Annotated in this window: 23 protein-coding genes; 15 read left to right on the top strand and 8 right to left on the bottom strand. The window is 53.1% G+C overall.

Annotated elements, in window-relative coordinates; genetic code table 11:
- Window positions 1-72: 72 nt before the first annotated feature.
- Both aceA and aceB read right to left on the bottom strand, forming a co-directional pair.
- Window positions 73-1,362: an isocitrate lyase gene (gene aceA / locus VE954_RS13760; RefSeq protein ID WP_324953643.1), complete on the bottom strand. Its 1,290-nt coding sequence runs from the start codon at window positions 1,360-1,362 to the stop codon at window positions 73-75.
- Between the two features lie 50 nt (window positions 1,363-1,412).
- Window positions 1,413-3,011 carry a malate synthase A gene (gene aceB, locus VE954_RS13755; RefSeq protein WP_324953641.1) on the bottom strand — a complete coding sequence of 533 codons (1,599 nt, stop codon included), beginning with the start codon at window positions 3,009-3,011 and terminating at the stop codon, window positions 1,413-1,415.
- Window positions 3,012-3,404: 393 nt separating this feature from the next.
- Here aceB and hflX point away from each other — a divergent pair, with 393 nt between their 5' ends.
- The 4 genes from hflX (at window position 3,405) to VE954_RS13735 (ending at window position 8,934) form a co-directional block, all read left to right on the top strand.
- Window positions 3,405-4,730: a GTPase HflX gene (gene hflX, locus VE954_RS13750; protein ID WP_324953639.1), complete on the top strand. Its 1,326-nt coding sequence runs from the start codon at window positions 3,405-3,407 to the stop codon at window positions 4,728-4,730.
- Window positions 4,727-6,076 (top strand): glucose-6-phosphate isomerase, encoded by a 1,350-nt coding sequence (locus tag VE954_RS13745; protein ID WP_324953637.1) that lies wholly within the window; start codon window positions 4,727-4,729, stop codon window positions 6,074-6,076. The genes hflX and VE954_RS13745 overlap by 4 nt, the downstream gene beginning before the upstream one ends.
- A gap of 258 nt (window positions 6,077-6,334) precedes the next feature.
- Entirely contained in the window at window positions 6,335-7,273 is a 939-nt protein-coding gene (locus VE954_RS13740) for a cytochrome-c peroxidase (RefSeq protein ID WP_324953635.1), read from the top strand.
- A complete protein-coding gene (locus tag VE954_RS13735) occupies window positions 7,270-8,934 on the top strand; it encodes a DAHL domain-containing protein (protein WP_324953633.1) in 1,665 nt (554 codons plus the stop codon). Before VE954_RS13740 ends, VE954_RS13735 begins: the two co-directional genes overlap by 4 nt.
- A gap of 56 nt (window positions 8,935-8,990) precedes the next feature.
- Here VE954_RS13735 and VE954_RS13730 read toward each other — a convergent pair whose 3' ends face one another.
- Both VE954_RS13730 and mdtD read right to left on the bottom strand, forming a co-directional pair.
- Window positions 8,991-9,740 carry a hypothetical protein gene (locus VE954_RS13730; protein ID WP_324953631.1) on the bottom strand — a complete coding sequence of 250 codons (750 nt, stop codon included), beginning with the start codon at window positions 9,738-9,740 and terminating at the stop codon, window positions 8,991-8,993.
- A 157-nt stretch (window positions 9,741-9,897) separates the two neighbouring features.
- On the bottom strand, window positions 9,898-11,316 hold the full coding sequence (gene mdtD, locus VE954_RS13725; protein ID WP_324953629.1) for a multidrug transporter subunit MdtD: 1,419 nt from the start codon (window positions 11,314-11,316) through the stop codon (window positions 9,898-9,900).
- A 109-nt stretch (window positions 11,317-11,425) separates the two neighbouring features.
- Here mdtD and VE954_RS13720 point away from each other — a divergent pair, with 109 nt between their 5' ends.
- Complete coding sequence (locus VE954_RS13720; RefSeq protein ID WP_324953627.1) at window positions 11,426-11,878, top strand: hypothetical protein; 453 nt, start codon at window positions 11,426-11,428, stop codon at window positions 11,876-11,878.
- Here VE954_RS13720 and VE954_RS13715 read toward each other — a convergent pair.
- Together VE954_RS13715 and VE954_RS13710 are read right to left on the bottom strand one after the other, a co-directional pair.
- Window positions 11,873-12,442, bottom strand: a complete 570-nt coding sequence (locus VE954_RS13715) for a CoA pyrophosphatase (protein ID WP_324953625.1) — start codon at window positions 12,440-12,442, stop codon at window positions 11,873-11,875. The genes VE954_RS13720 and VE954_RS13715 overlap by 6 nt on opposite strands.
- Window positions 12,443-12,505: 63 nt before the next feature.
- Window positions 12,506-12,958, bottom strand: coding sequence for a hypothetical protein (locus VE954_RS13710; RefSeq protein WP_324953623.1), 453 nt, complete (start codon window positions 12,956-12,958; stop codon window positions 12,506-12,508).
- A 168-nt stretch (window positions 12,959-13,126) separates the two neighbouring features.
- Here VE954_RS13710 and VE954_RS13705 point away from each other — a divergent pair, with 168 nt between their 5' ends.
- The 8 genes from VE954_RS13705 (at window position 13,127) to VE954_RS13670 (ending at window position 22,604) form a co-directional block, all read left to right on the top strand.
- Entirely contained in the window at window positions 13,127-14,122 is a 996-nt protein-coding gene (locus VE954_RS13705) for a hypothetical protein (RefSeq protein ID WP_324953621.1), read from the top strand.
- A 231-nt stretch (window positions 14,123-14,353) separates the two neighbouring features.
- The gene (locus VE954_RS13700) at window positions 14,354-15,679 is read left to right on the top strand and encodes a hypothetical protein (protein ID WP_324953619.1); all 1,326 of its coding nucleotides are present in this window, start codon (window positions 14,354-14,356) and stop codon (window positions 15,677-15,679) included.
- Between the two features lie 218 nt (window positions 15,680-15,897).
- The gene (locus tag VE954_RS13695; protein WP_324953617.1) at window positions 15,898-17,082 is read left to right on the top strand and encodes a glycosyltransferase; all 1,185 of its coding nucleotides are present in this window, start codon (window positions 15,898-15,900) and stop codon (window positions 17,080-17,082) included.
- Window positions 17,066-19,252, top strand: coding sequence for a dTDP-4-dehydrorhamnose reductase (rfbD, locus tag VE954_RS13690; protein WP_324953615.1), 2,187 nt, complete (start codon window positions 17,066-17,068; stop codon window positions 19,250-19,252). The genes VE954_RS13695 and rfbD overlap by 17 nt, the downstream gene beginning before the upstream one ends.
- A 10-nt stretch (window positions 19,253-19,262) precedes the next feature.
- Window positions 19,263-20,411 carry a UDP-galactopyranose mutase gene (glf, locus tag VE954_RS13685; protein ID WP_324953613.1) on the top strand — a complete coding sequence of 383 codons (1,149 nt, stop codon included), beginning with the start codon at window positions 19,263-19,265 and terminating at the stop codon, window positions 20,409-20,411.
- 68 nt (window positions 20,412-20,479) lie between these two features.
- A complete protein-coding gene (locus tag VE954_RS13680) occupies window positions 20,480-21,682 on the top strand; it encodes a hypothetical protein (RefSeq protein WP_324953611.1) in 1,203 nt (400 codons plus the stop codon).
- Window positions 21,679-22,413 carry a ferritin-like domain-containing protein gene (locus VE954_RS13675; RefSeq protein ID WP_324953609.1) on the top strand — a complete coding sequence of 245 codons (735 nt, stop codon included), beginning with the start codon at window positions 21,679-21,681 and terminating at the stop codon, window positions 22,411-22,413. Before VE954_RS13680 ends, VE954_RS13675 begins: the two co-directional genes overlap by 4 nt.
- Window positions 22,410-22,604 (top strand): hypothetical protein, encoded by a 195-nt coding sequence (locus VE954_RS13670; protein ID WP_324953607.1) that lies wholly within the window; start codon window positions 22,410-22,412, stop codon window positions 22,602-22,604. Before VE954_RS13675 ends, VE954_RS13670 begins: the two co-directional genes overlap by 4 nt.
- Here VE954_RS13670 and VE954_RS13665 read toward each other — a convergent pair.
- Together VE954_RS13665 and VE954_RS13660 are read right to left on the bottom strand one after the other, a co-directional pair.
- Complete coding sequence (locus VE954_RS13665) at window positions 22,593-23,873, bottom strand: family 43 glycosylhydrolase (RefSeq protein ID WP_324953605.1); 1,281 nt, start codon at window positions 23,871-23,873, stop codon at window positions 22,593-22,595. The two genes, VE954_RS13670 and VE954_RS13665, sit on opposite strands and share 12 nt — an antisense overlap.
- A gap of 130 nt (window positions 23,874-24,003) precedes the next feature.
- Entirely contained in the window at window positions 24,004-24,564 is a 561-nt protein-coding gene (locus VE954_RS13660; RefSeq protein WP_324953603.1) for a hypothetical protein, read from the bottom strand.
- A 257-nt stretch (window positions 24,565-24,821) separates the two neighbouring features.
- Here VE954_RS13660 and VE954_RS13655 point away from each other — a divergent pair, with 257 nt between their 5' ends.
- The gene (locus tag VE954_RS13655) at window positions 24,822-25,292 is read left to right on the top strand and encodes a hypothetical protein (protein ID WP_324953600.1); all 471 of its coding nucleotides are present in this window, start codon (window positions 24,822-24,824) and stop codon (window positions 25,290-25,292) included.
- Window positions 25,292-25,624: pirin family protein (locus VE954_RS13650; protein WP_324953598.1), on the top strand; the 333-nt coding region annotated here is incomplete at its 3' end. The genes VE954_RS13655 and VE954_RS13650, both read left to right, overlap by 1 nt.

Genomic DNA, 25,624 nt, shown 5'->3' with positions numbered 1-25,624 from the left:
AACGAAATCGGCTCTCTCAAGGTCCCTTTGAAAGAGCCCATTGTTGCCCTACCCAGGCTAAAGACAAACATCTCAGTGCTGGAATTGCTCTTCCTCAGTCGATCCTTTGATCGCCGAAGTCGAGGATTTTCCACCGGTGATTGTCATCAACACGTCGTCAAAATAAGAAGTACCGACTTCACGCTGATGCTTCACAGCGGTATAGCCATCTTTTTCCTTCTGGAATTCAGCACGCTGCAAGTCGACATAAGCGCTCATGCCGCGATCGCGATATTCGCGAGCCAAATCGAAGGTGTGGTAATTGATCGAGTGCCAGCCGGCCAGTGTGATGAATTGGAATTTGTAGCCAAATTCAGCCAGGTCGCGCTGGAAGCTCGCAATCTGATCCTTATTCAGCTTGCTTTCCCAGTTAAAGGAAGGCGAGCAGTTATAGGCCAGCATTTTGTTCGGATATTTTTCCTTGATCGCCTGGGCAAAGGCCTTGGCTTCACCGATGTCCGGTGTGGATGTTTCGAACCACAGAAGGTCAGCAAGCGGAGCATAGGACAGGCCGCGGGCGATCGACGATTCGATGCCTGGCTTGATGCGATAGAAGCCTTCGGAGGTTCTTTGGCCGACGATGAAAGGTGCATCGGCGGGATCGATATCCGAGGTCAAAAGCGTGGCGCCGAGCGAGTCGGTCCGGGCGATCAAGAGCGTGGGAACACCCAACACGTCAGATGCCAGGCGGGCTGCCACGAGGTTGTTTTTGAATTGCGATGTGGGGATCAGAACCTTGCCGCCCAAGTGTCCGCATTTCTTTTCCGCGGCCAACTGGTCTTCAAAGTGCACACCGGAAGCTCCGGCTTCGATCATGGCTTTCATGATTTCAAAGGAGTGCAGGTGACCACCGAAACCGGCTTCCGCATCAGCGACGATGGGAGCATACCAGTATTGATCGGATTTGCCGTCCTGCTTGGCAATGAGATCCGCACGAGCCAAAGCGTTGTTCAAACGCTTGACGAGCATCGGCACCGAGTTCGAAGGATACAGACTTTGGTCGGGATAAGTCTGGCCTGCCTGGTTCGCATCCGCAGCGACCTGCCAGCCGCTCATATAGATAGCCTTAAGGCCACCCTTGACCATCTGCACGGCTTGAGCACCGGTCAAGGCGCCCAAAGCGTGAACATAGGGCTCGTCCTTCAGAAGATTCCAGAGACGTTCGGCGCCCACGCGAGCCAAGGTCTGCTCGGGCACGATGCTCGGACGAAGTTTCAGAACCTGCTCGGCGGTATAAGGACGCGTGATGCCCTTCCAACGAGGATTCTCTTTCCAGTCTTTTTCCAGAGCGGCAGGATTTGCGTACGAAGCTGGGTTAGTCATGTGGCTCTCCTAGGTGTTGTGGCGCTTAACTTTTCATCGCGCGAAAGGGTTCATCGCGTTGTATCAAGCAGTTGATAGGCTGGGAGAGTCAGAAACTCGTTGAAATCGCGTGCCAGAACCAGACCATCGAGAAGCTCGATCACTTGCTTGTGCCGATCCTTTTCAGGACCGCCCAACTTTTCGAGCTCTTCGCTGCGGAACTTGCTGTAGAGTTCAGGAGTCAAGACCCTTCCGTCGTCCATCGAAGACTTATGATGAATCCACTGCCACAATTGGGCCCTCGAAATTTCCGCCGTCGCTGCATCCTCCATGAGGTTGTAGAGACCGACGGCTCCGAGTCCATTGAGCCAGCAGTTCATATACTGTATGGCCACACGAATGTTGTGCCTGACTCCTTCTTCGGTTATCCGGCCACCAGGAATGCGAGTGTCGAGGAGTTTGTTCGCATCGGGAATCACATCCTCACGAAGCTTATGCTTCTGATGGGGACGATTGCCGAGGACCTCATCGAACATCTTCTGGGCCACAGGGACAAGATCAGGGTGGGCAACCCAGGTGCCGTCAAAGCCTGCTTCGGCTTCCAGCGTCTTGTCTTCCGTAACCTTGCTGATGGCGCGCTCGTTGACCGCTGCATCTTTCCTGCTTGGGATAAAAGCCGCCATCCCCCCGATGGCGTGCGCTCCCCTTTTATGGCAGGTGCGGACCAAGAGTTGAGCATAGGCGCGCATGAACGGAGTGCTCATGGTCACCTGGGATCGGTCGGGCAATATCCGGTCCGATCTTAGGGCATGTTTTTTGATCAGACTGAAAATATAGTCCCAGCGTCCAGCGTTGAGGCCGGCCGCGTGATCCCTTAATTCATAGAGGAATTCTTCCATTTGGAAAGCAGCATTGATGGTTTCGATCAAACAGGTGGCGCGAATGCTACCACGAGGAACCTTCACATAGTCCTGGGAGAAATTGAAAACATCGTTCCAAAGTCTGGCTTCCAGGTAGCTTTCCATTTTAGGCAAGTAAAAATAAGGTGCTGAGCCACGGATGCGTCGCTCGTCGGCGTTGTGGAAGAAATAAAGACCGAAATCGAAAAGGCTGGCTGAGAGTGGTTCCCCATTCAGAGTGACATTCTTCTCCGTCAGGTGCCAGCCGCGCGGCCGAACCACAAGAGTGGCGCGTTCATCCGCAGGCTTCATTTGATACGTGCGACCATCTTCGCTGGTGAAGCTCAGTCGATCGCGAATCGCGTCCTGAAGGTTGACCTGACCCTGGAGGACATTCATCCATGTGGGTGATTGTGCATCTTCAAAATCCGCCATGAAAACTTTGGCGCCGGAATTCAGTGCATTGATCACCATCTTCGCATCGGTGGGCCCGGTGATTTCCACGCGCCGATCATTCAAATCCTTGGGGGCCCCGGCCACCATCCATTCGGCGTCACGGATGGCTGCAGTCTCAGGAAGAAAATTGAGATCTTCGCCAGCATCGAGTCGGGCCTGCACTTCATGGCGTTTGGCCAGGAGTTCGAGTCGAATCGGATTGAATCGCTCGTGGAGTTCACGGATAAACTTCAGCGCTGGGGCCGTCAGCACGCGGTTAAGATAGATGTCAGGCGTGTTTTTTTCGAGGACCAGACCTTCAGTTTTCAGGCTCATCGATGGTTCCCAATCTTCTGCGGTGTGCGGATGATCGGAGCATATAGACGTCGAGCGCACACTGTCAAGTAACTGGCCGTTTCTTACAAAAAAATTTTTTTTTTGTAGGATAATGACGAGTTGCTGTGTGATTCGATGCAGGATCCCTACAACTCGCGTGCTTTTTTCTCGTAAAGTTTCAGATGAGCAAACAATGGTGAGTCGAGACTTTGGCTTTTCGATTGTCTCCTATTGGGTTCCTTGAAAACAAATTCACTTTTCTTCAAAATCCCAAAGTGTACGCTGAAAATTTAAGACGTCAAAGAGGCGCTGCGCGGCTACAAAACAACTGTTCACGTGCAAAGCTTGGGTGTAGCTTGGTGAGCAAAACTTCTGCCAAAGGATGGAGGACGTTTGGAAGACAATCTAGAAACCAATCTCACCGGCAGTGAGAAGGCTGTCATTGTCGGTGTTCTCTTGCCAGGTGATGCCCCTGAAAAATTGGAAGAACAGCTCGTGGAACTCCAGTCGCTGCTGGATACGCTCGGCGTACAGGTCACCGGACGTATTGTGCAAAAGCGTCAGAAGCTCACTCCCAATTGCTACATCGGTGTCGGAAAAGTTCAGGAAATTAAGGATTTGGCCGGCTCTACACACGCCAAACTTGTGGTGTTTGACCATGCGCTTTCTGCGCCGCAGGTGCGCAACCTCGAAGAGATGACCGAATGTGTGGTGCTGGATCGTACAGGTATTATTCTGGAAATATTTTCAAGGCATGCCCGTACCAACCAGGCCAAGGCCCAGGTGGAAATTGCCAAGCTGGAATACCTGTTGCCCCGGCTGTCTGGACAATGGTCCCACTTCCAGCGGCAGCGTGGGGGCGGATCACTCCAACGCGGCATGGGTGAAAAACAGATCGAGATTGACCGTCGTCGGGCCCGGGAACGCATAGCCCGTTTGCAAAAGCAGCTCGAACAGTTCCGCAAAGAGAAGGCGACCCAGCGAAAATCCCGCTCGAACGAGCTCAAAGTGGCCATCGTCGGGTATACAAACAGCGGAAAAACGACCCTCATGAAAGGTCTCACCAAGTCCCAGGTGGCCCCTAAAGATGAGTTGTTCGCTACTTTGGAAACCAATATTAAGACCATCGACCCGCGCACGCGTCCGAAAATTTTGCTCTCGGATACGGTCGGATTTATTCGCAATCTGCCGCATGGACTCGTGGCTTCCTTTCGCACGACACTGGATGAAGTGAATGAAGCGGATCTGCTCCTGCACGTGGTGGACGTGAGCTATCACCATTACGAGGATCACATTCACGTCACGCGCTCGGTTCTGGAGGAAATGGGAGCGGGGGATATTCCGCAGATTCTGGTGTTCAATAAAGTCGATCAGTTGAAGGATCCGATTCTGCCAAGGATTCTGCGTGCCGCCTATCCGGGCTGCATCGTGGCTTCGGCGGTATCGGAGAAGGACGTTCTGAATGTCCGTGATCATATTTACGCCTTCTTCCGCAAGAACCTGCTGACATTTCGGTTGGCCGTTCCGGCTGAAAATCACAATGCCCAATCGCAGGTTTATCGGAACTGCCTCATTATCGAGAAGGCTTATGATGAGGAGCAGGATCTGGTTTTATTTCATGCGCAGGCCACCCGGGCCACTGTCGCCAAGCTGCGCAACTACATAGTTTCTGTTGAAGACGAATCGTTTCTGACTGACAAAGTGGAGAGTGAACCATGAGTTACATTAAACTTAACACCCGGTTCCTTGGTGAGGCCCTGGAACAGCAGACGGCCGCTTTGCAAAAATCCGCCCAGGACCATCTGCAGCGCTTGCACGATAAAAACTGTGTCGGCTCGGAATGGGTCGGCTGGTACGATTACCCCAAGACTCGTGGTTTCGAGCAGGAACAGAATATTCGCCAGTTCGTCCAGAATCTGGATGTGACTTATGACCTTGTGCTGGTGATCGGGATCGGCGGCTCCTACCTCGGCACAAGGGCCGTGACCGAAGCCCTGCTGCATTCCTATCAAGGGAATATCAAAGATAATCGCCCCATGATCGCCTATGCGGGCCATCATGTTTCGGAAACGCAGCTGATTGAATTGCTCGAACTGCTCGACAAAAAGCAGCCGATCGTCAATGTCATTAGCAAAAGCGGAACCACGACCGAGCCCGCGGTCGTGTTCCGGGTGATTCGCGAGTATATGGAAAAGCGCTTCGGCAAGGAAGAATCCGCGCGCCGCATCATCTGCACCACCGATGCCAAGGAAGGTGCTCTGCGTCAGGTAGCCGATCAGGAAGGTTATGCGAGCTTCGTGATTCCGGATGACATCGGTGGCCGTTTCAGTGTGCTCACGCCCGTCGGCCTTGTGCCCCTGGCCTTGCTGAAGCTCGATACCAAAGCGCTGATGGAAGGCGCGGCCCTTATCTTTAGCGAATTGAGTCAGAGCAGTGAACATCCTGTTCTGCGCTATGCGGCCTCGCGTATCGCCGCCTATGAGCAGGGTAAGCGGATCGAAATTCTAGCGAGCAGCAACCCTAAACTCAGTCACATCATCGAATGGTGGAAGCAGCTCTACGGTGAATCGGAAGGCAAGCAAGGCAAGGGACTCTTCCCGGCCGGCCTCACCTACACCACCGATCTGCATTCCTTGGGACAATACGTGCAGGATGGTGTGCGCAATATTCTCGAGACCTTTCTCACCTTCGAACAGGATGTGCCTCGCCGCAAGGGTGTGGAGCAGCGCATTCGTGTGCCGTTTCAGGCGAGCAAGCTCGATCAGCTGAATTATCTGGAGGGTCGCTTCCTGGGTGAAGTCAACCGGGCGGCCATGCAGGGTACGATGATGGCTCATTTTGATGGTGGAGTTCCCTGTCTTGGTCTGACTGTGCCGGAACTCAGCGAGCATGGGCTTGGCGCGCTCTTTGCGTTTTTTGAAGTGGGTTGTGGCATCAGCGCGGCGATGCTGGGAGTGAATCCTTATGATCAACCCGGTGTTGAAGCCTATAAGAAAAATCTTTTTGCGTTGCTGGGTAAACCGGGAACCGAAGCTCTCGGTGCCCGTTTGCGGGAACGGCTTTAAGTCTTGCGCAGGACCGGGCCAAGTGCCCGGTTGATCAAAGTGGGTTGGCCACCACCCATTCCCCACAGCAAGTATTCCCTCCTTCCTGATCGGACCGCAATCAACCCGTTTCATCTATCTCATTGATCTGTTTTGAAACTTGAGATGAGTTTAGGTAAGGACCCAATTCATAAGCGATATCAATTGATGAGGTTGCAGGAAACCGATTCTTCACTTCTTTTTGCCTGATTCCGATAGCACCAGCAGAGGAATCGCAGCATGGGTTTATACCCTCGCCTGATCAAAATCATGGTAAGACTTGCCTTGCTAGGCCTTTGCTGGACTGAAGCGGGAGCTCAGGCCTTGCGTCCCATTCCGCCAGCTCAATCGCTGGACATGCGTCTTGTCAAACTGGGCCGCATGCTTTTTCATGATCCTCGCCTTTCACGCTATCAGGATATGAGCTGCGCAGGCTGCCACCCCATAGGTCGTGGCGGAGCCGACGGCGTTGCTTTGTCACGCGGCACAGGTGGAGCTATCACGACTTACAATACGCCCACCATTTATAACGCTGCTCTGGTTTTAAAATACGGCTGGGAAGGTGTGGCGACCACTTTAAGCGAGGCCACCCAACGCGCGCTTGAAAGCCCCAAGGCGATGGACATGAAACTGGCGCAGGCCTTTGAACGCTTGCGCAAGGACGAAGAGCTGCAAAGAAAGTTCGGTCCTTTGCAAGAGGCAACGATTCTGCAGGCGCTGATAGCCTACATGGAATACCTGGTCCCCCGAACCTCGGCTTTTGACCGTTTTTTACAGGGAGATACCACGGCCCTGAGTGCGGAACAGCAGCAAGGTTATCAACGCTTCATCGAGCTTGGTTGTGCCTCTTGTCATCAGGGTGTGGGGATCGGTGGCAATATGTTTGTACGCTTTGGCGTTATGGTGGATCTGTTTCGCGACCAGCCCGAGTTGCATCGGGGCCGTTTGAATGCCACCGAACAGCCCAGCGATCGGCATGTTTTTCGGGTACCCAGTCTACGCAACGTGGCGCTCACGGCTCCTTACTTTCACGATGGGCGCGCGGCAGATCTGGCGAGTGCGGTGCGAACCATGGGGTATGTGCAACTCGGCATGCAACTGACGGAGACTGATCTTGGACAGCTTTTATCCTTTCTGGATAGCCTCACCGGCCAGCTGCCTGATGAGGTTTTGCCATGAAAGGCACCAGGGCAGGACTTATTCTTTTGGCAGGATCCATGTTCCTTGGCCTGGCCTGGGCCTGGTCGATGGCCCGCGATGTCGCCTGGGAAAAGATGGTCGAGTTGAACAATCAGATTCGCGAGATCACATATGCGGATTCGGCCTTGGACCTTGAAGTTCTACGCATCCGTTCGGGTGTGGTCGCCCATTATGATGATGTGTCCCAGGCTTCGCAGGCTCTGCAAAAGTCTTTGCAGAAACTTCAGGCCAGGATTACGACTTTGCATATTCAGCAGCCGGATATGGAGGGTGCACTGGCGCGATTGCAGGAGCAAATCCATATCAAGCTCCGTGCTGTCGAGACTTTAAAAGCGCAAAATTCCATACTGCGTAATTCCGAAAGCTATCTGCCGGCGCTGCTGCATGAATATTCACAGAGGCATTCTGAGGATTCGGTGCATTCCATACAGAGTCTGCTTTTACGGACTCTGGTCTTGCCCGATCCGCACGCTGTTCAATCTCTGAAGGTCCAGTTTCAATCGTTGGTTCCTGCCCTGGTCCCCTTGGACCTCACGAATATCCAAACCCGAGTGGCCTTGCATGGCATGAAGGCTTTGGACATACGGCAAACCCTTCAGACCTCCTTGCATGACTTTCTGAATATACCCGTTCATGATAGCATTACGCAGCTGAACCAGGCTTCTATCAAAGAGCAGGAGCAGCAGGAGAATATCCGGGAACGCTTTCGGAATATCCTCTATCTTTCCGCCTTCAGCTTTTTTTCGCTCTCCCTCTTCATTCTATGGCGCTTTATTCGATTGAATCGCAAGACCAAAAGTTTTGTGCCTTTTGAGATGCTGAGCCTGCTCGGCAAGAAGACGCTTTTGAGCATCGAATACGGCACCAGCATCCAACGGGAAATGACGGTGATGTTCGTTGATCTGCGGGACTTTTCCCGCACGTGTGAAGTCCGGCAGCCGGCAGAAAATTTCGCTTTCGTGAATGAGTACCTGGCGGCCATCACGCCAGCCATTCAAAATCATCGAGGCTTTGTTTCGCAGTTTACCGGGGACGGGGTCATGGCTCTTTTCCCTGGTTCGGGTGATGATGCCCTCCACGCCGCCATGGATTTGATCCATACGCTCTCGGCTTTGAATCAACGGCGCCATGCGCGCGGTGATGATATTCTGCACCTCGGCATCGGCATCAATACGAGCGAACTCATGCTAGGGACCATCGGTCACCAGAAACGCATGGAATGCACGGTGTTGGGGAATGGCGTGAATATAGCGGCACGGGTCGAGGGATTAACACGGATTTATGGGTGCGAGGTTCTGCTGACCGAGTCCACAGTCCGGCGTCTGCAGCATCCTGAGTCCTTTCAACTGCGGATGATCGACCGTGTCCGACCCAAAGGCTTGCAGGAACCGCTTCAACTGTTCGAATTGCTCGATCCCAGTCACTCCGAGCAGCATCGGGAAAAATCCAGGAAAGCCATAGAGTTTCAGAACGCTCGCCTGCTCTATCAGCAACGAAATTTTCAGGCTGCGGCTGCGATCTTTGCCAGCATCAGTCGGCATGATTCCGTCAGCGCCGTTTATCACCAACGCTGTTTGGATTTGATGGCGGCTGCACCAGTTGCCGACTGGGACCGTGTTGCCGATTTCAGCAGCAAATAAAAATGGCCCCTTGCGGAGCCAATTTTTTCTAACTGTGCTTATCAATCCAGGACTGATTAACCTTTGCCTTTGCCACCGTTCTGTACGGGGGCTTTGTCATCATCCTTGTCCTTGGAATTGTCGTCGTCCTTGTCGTCATCTTTATCATCATCTTTATCTTTGCCATGATCCTTGTCTTTGTCGGAGCCTTTGCCGCCTTTATTCTTGTCACGGCAGTCCTTGGCTTTCTTGATCTTCTCTTTGCAGTCTTTCAGTTTCTTTTCGCAGTTGGCTTTTTCCGTTTTGATGACGTCTTTCAGTTCCTTGATCAGTTCCTTGGCTTTGTCGCAATCACCAGCCTTGATGGCTTTGATGATTTCCTTGATCACCTGGCACTTCTCGGAACACTGACCTTTTCCGGTATCGGGGGTCTTGCCAGTATCAGGCGTTTTGCCAGGATCGGTACCTTTGCCAGTATCGGGTGTCTTGGGAGTTTCTGTTCCCTTGCCAGCGTCTGGCGTCTTACCCGTATTTGTACCTTTATCCTTGTCATCGTCTTTATCGTCACCCAGATCAGGCAGTTCCTGCTGCACACCGGCCAGCATATTGCCGACAGCGGATGAATAGCGATCGGAATCACCCACGAGTTGGTTCAACTCTTTTTCCAGTTGAGCCGCTTGTTTTTCCAGTTCGGCTATTTGCTCATCCGACAGCGCATTCGGATCGACTTGAGCAGCGGCAGGGCTTTGGACGAATTGTTTTTCGGATTGACCACAGGCTTGAAGCAGACCAAGACAAACGAACATTTTAACTAACATGAGTTTCATCGTTCAGTAACCTCCAGAAGGAATACAGGCCGGAGCAGGCAGCTGGATTCCCTTATGCAAGCGCTTTGCCGATCAAGTTAATCATGTAAGTGTCTGAAATAAATATATATATTATTGGTAAGCGTGTCAGCCGAAAGCCCGGCTGTCAGCCTGCTGGTCATCCCAAATCCGATTCCATTTTATCACTCCGCTGGTCATGAAGGGCGGCATCAGGTTCGAGTTGCCAGAAAATACAGGCTGATGCGGCTGTGACCAAACCAACGCAAATAAACGTAATTTGAAAGGCCTGCAGCACATCCGTTGAACCTTCCACGACGATATGCCTGGAAACAGCGGCAAGCAGACTGCTGGCACCGGCCACTCCCAAGGACATGGACAGCATCTGGACCATGGATAGAAGGCTGTTTCCACTGCTCGTGAGGCCCGCATCGAGATCCTTCAAGGTGATCGTATTCATGGCGGTAAACTGCAGGGAATTTACGGCGCCGAAAATCGAAAGCTGAAGATAGCGCAACCATGGGGGATAATTGAGACCGAAGAGGGCAAAGCTGGCCATGCACAAGCCAATGACCAAAGTATTGCCCACCAAAACCCGTCGATATCCAAACCGATCGATGAGAGGCTTGCCGAATTTTTTCACCAGCATCCCGGTCAACGCAATCGGCACCATCATCATGCCAGCTTCTGAGGGGGACAGCTGCAAACCCAGCTGCAGCATAAGAGGCACTAGAAAAGGCATGGCGCCTGTGCCGATGCGCGCAAAGAGATTGCCCAGGAGGCCTATGCGATAGGAGTCGGTCGAAAAAAGTCGGAGCGGAAACAGCGGCGCGGGATGCTTGAGGGCGTGCAGCCAATAGGCAGCCAGACTCGCCAGACCAAAAATGAGGATCACGATTCCATAAGCCCTGCGCTCACCCAACTCGCTCATGCCCTCCAGGGCCAGTGAAATCGAAGCCATGCTAAACGCCAGCAATAAGAATCCGGACACATCGAGCTGCGGTCGCTCGGCTTGTCGAAAATCCGGCATAAAACGAAGACAGGCCGCGCAGCCGACCGTACCGATGGGAATGTTGATGAAAAAAATCCAATGCCACGACGCGTATTCGACCAGCCACCCGCCCAGAGTCGGTCCGATCAAAGGTCCCACGAGGCCAGGAATTGTGACAAAACTCATGGCCACTAAAAATTCCTGCCGTGGCACGGCCTGGAGCACAGCCAAACGGCCAACAGGCATCAGCATGGCCCCGCCTGCGCCCTGAATCACGCGCGCGATGACCAGCTGATTCAATGAGGTCGACAGCGCACAGCAAAGTGAGCCCAGAGTAAAAATCAAAATGGCTGCAAAAAAAATTTTGCGCGAACCAAAACGATCGCTGAGCCAACCCGAAATCGGGATCAGCATCGCCATCGCCAGCGAATAGGAAATGATCACCGATTGCATCCGCAAGGGACTTTCGCCGAGATCACGGGCCATGGCTGGCAGAGCCGTATTGACGATGGTAGCGTCGAGAGTCTGCATAAAGAAGCTGATCGCCACCAGCCAAAGCAGCGCCCGATGGGTTGACGTTTCGGCCATCTTTCATCCCTGCGTCTTGATGTACATAACCTTCACCCCCCACCCGAGATGGTAGGCTTCTTGCTATGTTGCTCTTAGGCCTTAAGCCATGTGAAGGGGGAAAAGCTCCATGGATCGAAAAAATAGCAAGAGCACCATAGATAAAGACCAGCAAACTGCAGAAGACGAAGCCACGATATTCGCCGAAACGGCCCATATGCGGGATCGCGACGAGATGGTCCTGGATGGCAATCGGATCGTGCAGGGCGGGGCCTCCACGGATATCGATGATGAATGGGATCCGGCTGATGGAGACCGGTTGACGGGAGGTTCGGAGCAGAGTTCCGAGGCCGTTGATTCCCAGCTGAATCACATGGGCCGCATCACACAGGATATTCGTGAATCGCGGGATCACCGTGCCCCGACTTTGGCCAAGCCCATGGACGATGATGACCACTTTGAAGATCTCAGTGATGAAGATCTGATGAAGTACGCTGATGTCCTTGGCATTCCGGATCGACAGTCTGTGCCACGCATGGCTTTGATCGGCAAGATCCGGGAGCAAACGCGCGCCGGATTATGAATACAGAGCAGCGGTCTTTAGCATCCAGGCTGTCAAACCCCAGACGTGGTAACCCGAGGCTGGAAAATAAGGTGTTTCGCGCCAACAGCCAAAAACGTTGAAACGTAGATTTTGCATGACCTCGGGTGTAAAAGACGGCCAGGGAAGAGCGAAAAGTTCCGCCACTTCATCCGCATTGGCTGCCAGAGTCGCAAGATCGACCTGACTGAAACCCACAATCGGTATCACCGAACGCCGATCCAGGCTGGGCAGAGGCGGCAGCATACCGAGCACTTCCACGGCCCCGGGCGGCAGGCCAATTTCCTCATGAGTTTCCCGCAAAGCTGTGACGACGGGGCTGGCATCGGTTGCCTCGCGGCGTCCTCCAGGAAAACCAATTTGACCTTTATGAGTTCGGACCAGAGTGGATCGACGGGTAAAGACAATCCGGGCGGGGGCACCAGGGTCCCGATCCGGAATAAAGAGCATCAAAACTGCTGAGGCCCGGCTGTGCATGACAGCGGGCCAATGGTCCAGGACCGGTTCGAGATGTCTCAAGCGCGGCATCATCACGGCACTGGTCATGGCAGAAGACCTCCTCGCGTCGGTCTTCTTACCTTAGCCAGGTCCCGATGCCGACGCAATGTGTCAGTGGTGAAGGGCCTCTTCGCTATCTTTAATGACCCGAAGTTTAGGCTTGTCGGTGGGAGTCAATTTCGTGAGCTGAGCGATCGCATCCTCAAGCTGGCCCAGAAAGCTACGCTGATCCGCAATGGCCTGTTCGACAGCATCGGCACCCAGAATGGTCCGGGCATCGCGAACCACGCGATCGGCATAAGCCACCTGCTGCAAAAGACCGCTTTTCAGTTTGGACTCGAAAAACTGCATATCGATGCCACGTGTGGTCAATTGGTGAACGAGGGTTTGTTCCGAACTGAGGTCCCAGAGAAGGTCGCCGATCTTACGAAAACGCCAGCGCAATTTATCATCACGGCGCCATTGAATTTCAAAAAGTTGGGCACCATCGAGGGTGGGAACCCTCCAGTACATTCGGGGGTCGATGCAAGCAAAGTCCATAAATGTCAGCAGTTTATCCAGCATTTTCCGCTCCGCTAGAAGATCAGCAGCAACTACGCCTCATGGACGTATCTGCAAAGATGTTGCCAAGGATTCCTACAGGCTTTTAAATGGGTTGGAAGCCCTTGTGGGTGACGCCTGTCATGAATCATGACAGTGCTACGTGATGAGAAAGGCTATTGGATGAAATTTATGAAGTCCTGGGGCTTGTTTCTGGCCATGGGAAGTTGGGCGTTCACGGCCGGGTCCTGGGCCATTCCACGCCTGAAAATTGAGAACCTGCCGAAAACGCAGATGCAGAATCCAAACCCGAACCAAAATCAGTATCAGGATCAGGGTCTCGATATCGATATCGAAAGGGATCAGGAACAGGACCAGGATCCGGATTCCATTGAGGGTCGTCCGCTGGCTCAAGCCACGCCTCCCGCGAGCACAACGCCGCCGCCTGCCACACCTGTCGATCCCAATGAACTGCCGCCGCCCAAGCTGCCGAAGAAAACCACGTTTTCGGAAGCGGAAGTCAAAGCCGAGTGCCGGAAGTTCGAGGGCAAGTTCATCGCTTATTATGATCGCGTCTTCAAAGTGGAAGGCTGCAAACGTCGTGAAGTCGTTTCGGATGATGATGAGGAAAACCCGGCTTTAAAAGGTCGTCGCGTGGTGCCGGTGGAAAATATCACGATCGCCAAAATTCCAGAAGGACCGGCGATAGGATCCTCGCCGAAAGGTAAGAAACCCAACTGCGCAAAAATCGAAGGCCGCTACATTATTTCGCGCGCATCGGATGTCTTCTATGTGGAGCGCTGTAAGAAGCGTCCCTTCCCTGACTGGGACACCTATGCCGATCATAGCGCCAAGCATCCAAAGAAAGCTCAGGACATCCTGGAGCTGCCAGAGGAGGAATTCCTGGCCCTGCCTGTCGGCACCGAGTTTACTTCGTCTCTCAATGATGAATATAGAAAGATGCTGGTCACGGAAAAGAACGTGGACGTCCTGCCCTTGGATGAAGCGTGCAAAGGTCTGAACGGTTCCTACCTTTCCTACTATTCAAAGATTTATAAAGTGGAGCGTTGCCGCAAGCATGAAGTCGATGCTGAACGCTTTTTGATGCGCTTTCCAAGCTATAAATTACGGGAAATGTCCTCGGAACAGTGGATATCCATACCAACCGGTAAGACCCTCAAACTCTAAAGAATCCTTACCAATTCGCCACATGAAAACAGGGAATTCACCAGTCGCCGCGGCTGGTTTCCCCCTAAAATCGCTTGGGAAGCACCCAAGCGCACCCCCCTCATTGCACCAAAAAAATATTGCAGGTTCTCGAATAGACGGCACTTTTTTTTGTGTTCTCAAGTTCCTGCCTCCGGAACCGATCGTGTTGCGGGACTCATGCAAACCCAAGTCTTAGAGAAGAGGGGACCAATGATACATCCAGTGAAAGTGCACCGTGTGTGCACCGGGCCGGCTTTTGCCTTCGCTTTGCTGCTCTTTGGTTGCGGCAGCATTCAGGAGGAAGAAGTCAAACGGAGAACGACACCGGTTGTGGTCCAGGGACAAGATGCGAACCCCGAGACGAGCATGGACACGAGTTCGTCTGCGGCAGCGGGAAAAGCGGACGGTACTGGAACCACACCTCCCGGAGGAACACCTGATTCCGGCGGCAAGGAAGAGGACAAACCAGGCCAGAATCCTGAAAATCCCGGCCAGAATCCTGGTCAAAACGATGACCCAGGACAAAGTCATCCCACACCGCCCGTCAGCGATTACGATGATGCGGCCTACGTTTACATCGAAGCGGATTGTTACTGCTCGCGTAAGCAGGACGTTTGCTCGATGATCAACTGGTTCGAGATTTCCATTCTCGATAAAGCCACGAAAAAAGTTTTGTGGGGAGCCGAAGGTCATAAGGTTGTCATGCACAACACATGTAACTTCATGACCGTTCTTGGCAAGCAAGTAAAGCTCCCCAAAGAGCTGCTGGCCAAGCCCGCTGGATCCATGCTCTTCCATTTGAAAAATGCTGCAGAAGAACAGATCGTCCCATTCTTCGCACCGTTTCATTATGGTCGCGTCGGTTTGCAAGGAACCAAAGGCGATAAGGGTGACATCGGACCGGTCGGTCCCAAAGGTCCTCAAGGCGAGAAGGGCAACACCGGATCCCAAGGTGTGCAAGGCGTTCAAGGTCCCAAAGGGGATAAGGGTGACATCGGTGCCAAAGGTGATCGCGGCGACGCGGGTCCACGCGGTGAGACCGGGCCGAAGGGTGATAAAGGCGATATGGGTCCCAAAGGCGATCGTGGTGATACCGGTCCCATGGGTCCCCAAGGTCCGCAGGGTATGACGGGACCTCAAGGCTCACAAGGCCCACGCGGTGAAGTCGGTCCCGTTGGTCCGCAAGGTTTGAAGGGTGATATCGGTCTGATGGGTCCCCAAGGCCTGCAGGGTCTGACGGGTTCTCAAGGTCCGAAAGGCGACAAAGGTGATACGGGTATCATGGGTCCGCAAGGCCCACGCGGTGAAGTTGGACTTCAGGGTTCCAAGGGCGACAAGGGTGACACAGGCCCCGTCGGTCCTCAGGGTCCTAAAGGAGATATAGGCTTGATGGGCCCAGAAGGTCCCGTTGGTCCCAAGGGTGATACGGGTGAACCTGGTCCACGCGGACCAAGGGGTGAAACAGGACCTCAAGGACCTGAAGGACCCCAGGGAATTCCCGGTCCTCCCGGACCTACCGGACCTGCTGGGGGCTGATAGCTTTCCCATCTCCCTGGAGGAGCGAGTGTCTTAGGCTTTGCCCCACGCCGTCAGGTGTGGGGCTTTCTTTATATGGCTTTGTGACGATGGGTGAAGATTACGCGTTGCCATTCACCTACTGATCGAATGACCCGCACTCCGTCAACCTGCGTTTCCAAGGCTTTCATGCAAACGGTACACCCCTTGCAAATGTGCAGCCTTGAAATGAGGAGTTGATGATGAAAAATTTGATGAATGCCTTCAATGATATCACGAAGCCCGATTTGATCTGCTTTTCCCACCTTCGCTGGAATTTTGTGTTTCAACGTCCCCAGCATTTGATGACTCGAATCTCCCGTGAACGTCGCGTTTTCTTTTTCGAAGAACCGATTTTCACCGACGAGTCAGCCCCTCGTCTGCATGTATATAAAGACGGGGCGAATCTTTATGTGGCCACACCCCATATTCCCCATGGCTCCGGGGAAGTGGAAGTCAATGCCACGATGAAAGAACTCCTCACAGAGATGATGGAATCGTACGAAATTGCTCACTATTTGAGCTGGTATTATAGCCCTATGCATCTCAAACACTCGTATCACCTTACACCTGTAGTCAGTGTCTATGATTGCATGGACCAGTTGGCCAACTTCAAGTTCGCGCCTAAAGAACTCCCCTTGCTGGAGCAAAGTCTGATTAACAAAGTCGACTTGGTGTTCACTGGAGGCTTCAGTCTGTATGAAGCAAAAAGACACTTGCATCGCAAGGTCTATCCCTTCCCTAGCAGCGTGGACACTGCGCATTTCGCAACAGGCCGTGCTGTCCGCAAAGACCCGGCTGATCAGGCCTCTATCCCATTCCCCCGCTTCGGTTACGCCGGTGTGATCGACGAGCGTATTGATATTGAGATGCTTGATCAGGTCGCCGCACAAAGGCCCGAATGGAATTTTGTGATGGTCGGTCCGATCGTGAAGATTGACCCTGCGTCGTTGCCGAAGAGACCCAATATTTTCTATCTGGGCGGCAAGCCGTACGAAGAGCTCCCCCAATATATGGGCGGCTGGGATGTGGCGATTCTGCCTTTCGCACGCAACGAAGCGACCCGCTATATCAGTCCGACCAAAACTCCAGAATACCTGGCGGCCGGACGTCGCGTGATCTCCACTTCGATTCGTGATGTGGTGCATCCTTACGCTGACAAAAACCTTGTGTCGATTGCCGACGATGCGCAGAGCTTCATCGAAGCCGCTGAAGCGATCCTTGCCGATCGTAATGGCCGTGACGAATGGCTGGCACGTGTGGATCAATTCCTGGCCCAAAATTCCTGGGAAAAAACTTACTCGGATATGTGGCAGCTGATCCACGGTCAGTACATCGTTCAAAACGTCGTATCGCCGAGTGCGGTCTATGGAACACAAGTTTGAACTTTGGGCGGGCATTGAGTGCACCGCCAACCGCGTGCAGGACACTTATTTTGATCAAATTAAGTGGAGCGGTCACGACACAAGACTCGACGATCTGCGAAAGTTCGCAGCGTTGGGTATCAAAACCCTGCGCTTTCCTATCCTGTGGGAGCGCTGCTATTTAAGCTCAGGTGGTTTTGATTGGTCATGGGCGGATGAGCGACTCGCGCTCGCTCGTGAGTTGGGCCTTGAACCCATCGTAGGTTTTGTCCATCACGGCAGCGGGCCGCCTCACACCCATCTGCTCGATCCCAAATTCCCAAGCAAGCTGGCCGAATTCGCTTCGCAATTTGCCCAGCGTTATCCTTGGGTCACCCGTTATACGCCGATCAACGAGCCCCTGACGACCGCTCGATTCAGCGGTCTTTATGGGGTTTGGTATCCCCATCATCGGAATGACTCGAGTTTTCTGCAGATACTCGTGAACGAGTGCCTCGGCATCGCGGAGTCCATGCGAGCGATTCGCCAGTTTATTCCAAACGCTGAATTGATACAGACGGAAGATCTGGGTCGCATTTTCAGTACGCCTCTGCTCGCGTATCAGGCGCGTTTCGAAAATAGGCGCCGTTGGCTCAGCTTTGATTTGCTGTTCGGCCGTGTGAACCAGGAACATCCCCTGTGGGATTACATGATGGAATACGGCATCGATGAAAATCAATTGCTGGAGCTGTGTGAAAATCCATGCCCGCCCGCCGTGTTGGGTATCAATCACTATCTGACCAGTAATCGCTTTTTGGATGAACGGGTGGAATTTTATCCTCCCCATAGTCACGGTGGCAATACCAAGCACCGCTATGCGGATATCGAAGCGGTGCGGATTGGTGGTGAGTATGTTTCGGGTCCCAAGGAAATTCTTCGCGAAGTCTGGCAACGCTACAAGCAGCCCATTGCTGTTACCGAAGTGCATGTGGGATGCACCCGGGATGAGCAGGTGCGGTGGTTGCATGAAGTCTGGCAGTCCGCTGAAGAACTGCGTTCCGAAAATATTGACCTTCGCGCGATTACCGTCTGGAGCCTGCTCGGTTCTTACGACTGGAATAGTCTTGTGACTCGTGCTGATGGCTTTTACGAGTCCGGTGTCTTCGATGTACGTGGTGGCGAGCCGCGCCCGACAGCGCTCGCCAAACTGGTCAAAGCCATTACTCACGGGGAACATTTCGATCATCCCGCTCTCGATACTCCAGGCTGGTGGGTAAGGCCTGAGCGTGTGCTCTATCCATCCACGCTGCCATCCAGTGGCAATGCCAGTGTTAAGTCACGGCCGGCTCCGCTGCGGTCAACGACAAGGCAGATTCTGATCACGGGCAGCCCAGGAACACTTGCCACCGCCTTCGGCTATATCTGTGAAAGGCGTGGACTGCCCTGTCGCTTGATGAGCCACAAGGATCTTGATATCGCCGATCAGAAAGCGGTTCAGGAGTGTCTCACCCAGATACGCCCTTGGGCCGTGATCAACGCCGCGGGTTATGTGAAGGTCGACGAGGCCGAGAAAAATCCCGATCTTTGCTTTCGGGCCAATGTGCTCGGGGCTCAGGTCCTGTCCCAGGTTTGTGCGGATCTGAAAATTCAGTTTCTGACCTATTCCACAGACTTGGTGTTCGATGGCAATCAGAATAATCCCTACAATGAACGGGATTTTACAGCGCCTTTGAACATCTACGGACAGTCCAAAGCTTTGGCCGAAAATCGTGTGAATGACGCGCACGCCGACGCTTTGATTATCCGCACCAGTGCTTTCTTTGGGCCATGGGATGAATACAACTTTCTGATTCAAACCCTCAGGAAGATGTCACAGGGTCGCGAAGTGTTCGCGCTTCATGATCAGGTGGTTTCGCCCACGTACGTTCCGCATCTGGTGGATGCGAGTCTGGATTTGCTGATTGATGGTGAATCCGGTATCTGGCATCTCGCCAATAGCGGCGTGCTCAGCTGGTATGAATTCGCTTGTGAAGCCGCCAAACGTCAAGGGCTGGATTGCAAGCTGGTTCAGCCCATCGATACTACGAATGTTGTGCATCTGGCGAAGAGGCCCAAGTTCAGTGCTCTAGGCAGTGAACGTGGTCAGCTCTTGCCGAAACTTGACTGTGCCCTGGATCGATATACTCAGGAATGCCGAGTCGCTTTTAAATAGGGGAATAAGGATGACAAAGAAGATTGCTATTGCCGGGGCTGGTTTTGCGGGTGCTGTTGTGGCCAGAGAGCTGGCCGAAACGGGAAAATATAAAATCGTGGTTTTTGAATCACGTCCTCATCTGGCTGGTAATTGTCATACCGAACGTGATGCCCCCACAGGCGTGATGGTTCATCAATACGGTCCTCACATCTTTCACACAAGCCGGGAAGATGTTTGGGCCTATGTGAATCGCTTTGCGAAGTTTGGTCCCTATACCAACCGGGTCAAGGCTGTGACCAACCGTGGCGTCTTTTCCTTGCCGATCAATCTATTGACCATCAATCAATTTTTTGGCAAGACCTTCAATCCTGAAGAAGCCCGTGAGTTTATCGGCTCACTTGGTGATTCCTCGATTGAAGATCCCAAAACGTTTGAAGACCAGGCGCTGAAATTTTTGGGCCGTGATCTTTATGATGCCTTCTTCTACGGTTACACGAAAAAGCAGTGGGGCGTGGAACCGACTGAATTGCCGGCCTCCATCCTGAGCCGTTTGCCCGTCCGTTTCAACTACGATGACAACTACTATACCTCACGCTACCAGGGCATTCCTCTGGAAGGGTACACGGCGATCGTCGAGAAAATACTCGATCATGAAAATATCGAGGTCCAGCTCGGCGAAAAATTTGACCCGGCCTTCAAGGATCAGTTTGATCATGTGTTCTGGAGCGGGCCCATTGACGCCTACTATAACTTCGAACTGGGACGTCTGCAGTACCGCAGTCTGCAGTTTGAACGCTTCGACGCAACTGGAGATCATCAGGGGAACCCTGTGATCAATTACTGTGAAGCGAAAGTGCCCTATACTCGTATTACCGAACACAAGCATTTTGCGCCCTGGGAACAGCACGAAAAAACGGTGTGTTTCAAGGAGTACAGCAAGCTTGCTGAGCCGCATGATACGCCTTACTATCCTTTGCGTTTGCAGAAGGACAAGGAGCTCTTGCGTGAATATATGGACCGCATCCAGGGTGAACCGAACATCACCTTCATTGGTCGCCTCGGTACCTATCGCTATCTTGACATGCATGTTGTGATCGGTGAATCCCTGGATCTGGCGAAAACATGTCTCGAAAAAAGTCAGTCTGAGTGGCCAAAATTCAGCGCGAGTCCTCTCTAGCCCCAAAGGTTCTGGCACGATGTCTGCAGTTTTTGTAGTGATACAAACGACCAGACATTGGAGGACCTATGGGCTTAAAATTGGAAGAAAACCGAGGTTACCCGCTGGATAAGCAACTTCGGTCCTGGAAAGATATTGTCATCGAGCCTTTGAGTAAACTTGATGATGACGCCATGACTCGTGTGCGTCAGATTCTGATGAATGGGATTGAAACCGAAGCCCTGCGTTTTTCACACGCAGCTCATCGTATGAATCCCCATATTCAACACGAACTCGCCATCATTCGGCGGGTGGAACAGCACCAGGCGACCACCATCAACTGGCTCACTCCACCCGACCAATCCCCTCTCGAAACGACGATTGCCTATGAGCAGGTCGCTATTGAAGTCACCGCAGCTGTAGCGCAGCGTGAGCCGGATCCCTATCTGGCTCAGGCTTATCGCTTTGGCCTTCTGGAGGACTTTGATCACCTCTACCGTTATTCCGCCTTGATGGATCGTCTTGAAGGCAAGGATGCGAATAATATACTCCAGAGCTACACCGATATTTTACCCGGACGACCCACGATGGTGGAGCACCGGCACCCGATCGATGATATCCGCACACCTTATGAAAAAAGCGCGGCTGATCCCTTGACCAAACTTCACGCTTTGATTTTGGTGGGTGGAGAGTTTCAAACCCATGATTATTACATGAATATTGGTCCGCTCTTTTCCGATCCGCTCGCGCGGCAACTCTATGCAGAGATTGCCTCGATCGAGGAGCAGCACGTCACACACTATGAGTCGATGTGCGATCCAACCGAGAGCTGGATGGAAAAATGGCTCCTGCATGAAGCCAATGAAGTTTACAACTACTACAGCTGTGCCGAGCAGGAAACCAATCCGCGCATCAAAGCGCTCTGGGAACAGTTCCTGGACTATGAACTCGGGCACCTGCAAGTCGCCATGGAAGCTTTCAAAAAATTCGAAGGGCGTGATCCCATGCAGATCATTCCATCGGTCTTCCCGGACCCTCTGCCCTATCAAAGCAATCGTAACTATGTGAAGAGTGTTTTGGCGGCTGAGGTCAATCTTTCAGCCAACGGCACTGCATTCGTGGATCGGAGTCAGGAACATCCTCGCTCCGTGCATTATCGCAATCAGTTGAACGCCTCCGGCTCGCCGTCTGAAGCTGTGGCCGCCAACTACATCTGGACGCCTGGAACCGAATTGAACCGGCCCAAATATGCTTCGAAAGCCGTGCATGCCGCGAAAGGAGCTATGATATGACCCATCTGGAACCCACCATGGGAAAAAATCGCACCGGGGCTCAGATGTCGCCTTTGATGTCCGCTGCGATGCTCGAATCCATTAAAGAATTTCCGTGGGACACGGTCCAACCCACGGCTGATTCTGCCGAGAGAATTCGTCTCGATTACGCGAAAGATGCTCACGCCATCGGCTCCATTCCGATGCCGCTCACGTTGAAAGGCATGGCCAGGACCGGATACGAAAAGATCAAAGGCGAAAAACCCGAGATTTTTATCGACAAGCTGGGTGAACGCATGGCCTTTGAACGCATGGGCGTGCGGCTTTACCAGGCTTTGATCCGCAAATGTGAAATGGATCCGGCCCGTCATGCCTCGATGGATTTATATCGGCTGCAGCAGATCTGTGATTCCGAACTTGAGCATATGCAGATGCTGAAGCAGGCGATCGAAGCAGTCGGCGCCGATCCCACCGCCACCACACCCGGGGCGGATGCGATGGCCGTCGCATCCATGGGCCTGGGACAAGTCCTCAATGACCCCAGGACCAGTGTGACCCAATGTCTGGAAGCGATTTTGATCGCGGAACTGGCGGATACCGATGGCTGGCAGCTGTTGATCGACCTCACCCAGGAAACGGGTGACGAGACTATGCTGGCGCAATTCCAACGGGCCATGCAAGAAGAAGAAGTCCATGTCCTGGAAATCCGCAGTCTCTTAAAAGAATTGACTCTAGGGAAAACCAAGCTATGAAAATGATGCGGGCTGTTTTTTTGCTGTCCATTGGAATCGGCGTGCAGAACTGCACGCCAGAGAGGAAGCCGGAATTGCATAAATCGCGTGCCGCGACCTGTCTGCATCCCGGCGACCCGGCTTATGATATGAATCTGGGGGAACCCAAGTGCCCGAATCCTAACAATCCGCCTACAGCTTCAGGCTCCTGATGTGCAGATCAGATTTGAATCGTCGTCTTCGGGGGACCAGGGTGATCCAAACACAGGATCACCTTGGGCATCCCAGGAGAAGGGCTGCATCCGCACGTGGCGGTTCCAGCCCGCCCCGCTATATTTTGCGGAGTGATAGACGATGAAATCGCGCTCTTCGAACTGAATGAACGAGGCATGCCCAGGACCAAAGACCTGATCGGTGCCCTGAAAGACGGGCCCTTTCTTCTTCCAGTTCTTCTTGTCCATAATATCACCACCCTGGAACGTCAAAAGTCCCAACTGATAGTGATCGGTCCAGCTGCCGCTGGCGGAATACACGATATGCAGGCGATCGTTTCGCCACAAAATCTGGGGGCCCTCATTGATGTAAGGCGGTCCGCCCATCTTTTCCCAGTGGAATTCCGGTGAGGAAATCACGCTGCGGTCCTGGCCCAAGGGCCTTATCAGCACTTTATCGATCTTGGCCTTGCCGATACCTTCGGCAAAGCGAAGGATATTGCGGCCCTGGTGAAGTTCAATTTTTTCATAATGGGTCTGCCAGTTGCCCGAACCGGTCGGCGTGTAGTGCAGACCGAGATGACTCTCGCCATTGATGGTGAGCCTTTGCATGGACGTATGCGTGCAGGAGTAAAGCACTTCAAGGCTATATGCACCCGCCTCGTCCGCATGAGCTTCCAGATTCAGGAAAGCTCCTGCGTGGCGTCGCACGGGTTTCAGCTTCGGGTTGGCAACCGTCTGCTGCACCAGAGTCCATGGATTGACCATCCGGGCAATATAGAGATTCTGTTGAATATTGCTTTGCCCGTCCCAGCCCGACCACACAAAATACCGGGCGCCGTCCGGCATCTCGAGCACGGTCCCATCAATGGCCCAGCGATCGGTGTTCGGGGTAATCTGACCCTTGAAACGATAAGGTCCCGTGGGGCGATCCGCTTCCAGAACGTACATGCGGTGCGTGTGATTGTTGCCATCGGAAGCAGCAAAATACACATACCAGCGACCGTCCAGGAAATGGAGTTCAGGGGCCCAGGTCTCGTGCGAGTAAGCCCGACCTTTCGGAGCTCGCCAGATGCAATGCTTCTTCGCCTGATCCAATCGCTCGGGACTGGAGGCGTAGCTCACATAGATCGACGACTTATTATCCGAGAAACAATAGTAATAGAGCTCGTCTTTCTTAATGATCCAGGGATCGGCGCCGGTCTCGATAATAGGATTACGAAATCTCGCTTCGTCGAAACGAAAGTCTGGCAGGAGTTTAGAATCCACTCTTGTCCTCAGCACGATATGATAAAGATGACCAAATCGTAGCATGCTTTTTTGAGAGGATCCAGGTGCTTTTCCCCATAAGAAAAGGGAAAAAATAGGGGGCTTCCCGCAGGGGGAAGCCGGGGAGGCATTAATCCTGTGTGGCGGTCACAGCTTTGAAAACGGTCGACTCGTCGAATGCAGTCGGGCGCTTTTCCAAAGTAGATCCATCTTTATCCTCGGTTACAGTGCCGAAGACGATACCACCCTGGACTTCCTTCACGATATCATAGGTCACGCTTCCAGCGGCTGGGATCTGGGTGCCGCCGCAATCAAGGCCGGCAACTTCATGAGGCACGCCAGCCACCCATTCAGCGACGCCACAGAGTTTTTGGGCGGTGAAAGCCGCAGCAATACGCGCGTCGATCGCTGTCAGCTCGATCGAAGCTGAGGTGAAGTTAGCAGCGCCGTCAGCAGCGATGCTGTACGGACCTTTGAAAGTGAAGGCATAAGCGGCAGTCGCGCAGGTCAGGTCACCGTAAATCGTCTGAACCTGAGTCGCAGATGACTTTTCGAAGTTGACACTGCGACCGACCGAAAGACCTTCTTCCTGAACAGGCCAGCAGTCGGCCTGATAAAGACCTTCCACAGCACCCATCGCCATACCGCTTGCGCAAAGAGCACCCACCACGAGAAGTTTCGAGAAGAGCATGATTTCCTCCATAGTATCGAAGTTGAGAAACGGATTTGGAACGGAGCATAGACAGCCTTGATGTTTTTGGTCAATGCGAAAACGCTCAACAGAGAAGATTTCCGTCTGTCCGTTTTGAGCAACAACGCCTAGCATAGGGATGGCCCTGGTTTCAGGCTCTGCTAAAGTTAGCGCCAGGGATTTCTCTTGTCTCTGCTGACTTGGGAAATTACTCTGAGTGTGCACCGTGACCCGTTCCATGCAGGCAGGAAGACATTATGAGCTTTTTTATCAGTGCTCTGGTTTTGATGCTGCTGGCGCTGCTCTTCGTCTTTCTTGGCGTCGGGTTGGCTATAATTCTTGCAGTGATCCTCGTGATCGCAGCCGTGTTCGCGGCGATCAGTTTTATTTTTGGTGGGGGTGGACTCACGGGCAAGGAGGTTCCGCAGAAATTCAACGAGTGCCTGCTTGAAGAGCAACCCGAAGAGTGTCTGCAGGATTGGACAACGTGGGATCAGGATAAGCTCGATATGATCAGGATCCTGGCCGATCGGGTGCGCAATGATCTTGGAACCCGTGGCACAAGCCGGTCCCAGGAATATATATCGGAAACCAGAAATGGCCAGCAGACCATTCGCATGGAACTTGTGACTGATTATGAAAAGAAAAAGGATGTGCAGGAGCATTACCTTCTGATTCGCGAGGACGGTGATTTGCGCATCGCAGAATTGAAGTGGGACTATCAATAATGGCGAAGAAAGCCCGACTGCCTCAATTTTTCACCTGGGTGCTGCCCCCTCCCGAGCAGGCAACCGGAAGTTTTGATCGTGGGGCCATCACGGAACAAAAGATGATCGGTTTTGCGGGCGAAGGCTCTTTGATTCATCGGGTGGGTCCCCTTTATTACTGGGCCTGGGCGAAGGCACTTCATCCTTCAGCCGTGGAGCCGCATCCGCATCGGGGTTTCGAGATCATGTCCTACGTGCTGGAAGGTACGATCGAGCATAGGGATACACTGGGCCACCAATCCAGGATTGGAGCCGGAGGTTTGCAGCTGATGCAGACGGGATCCGGCATGGAG

This window comes from Oligoflexus sp. (assembly GCF_035638955.1).
GTDB lineage: Bacteria > Bdellovibrionota_B > Oligoflexia > Oligoflexales > Oligoflexaceae > Oligoflexus.
The sequence above is the reverse complement of the archived record's forward strand: the minus strand, read 5'-3'. Positions and strand labels throughout refer to the sequence as shown.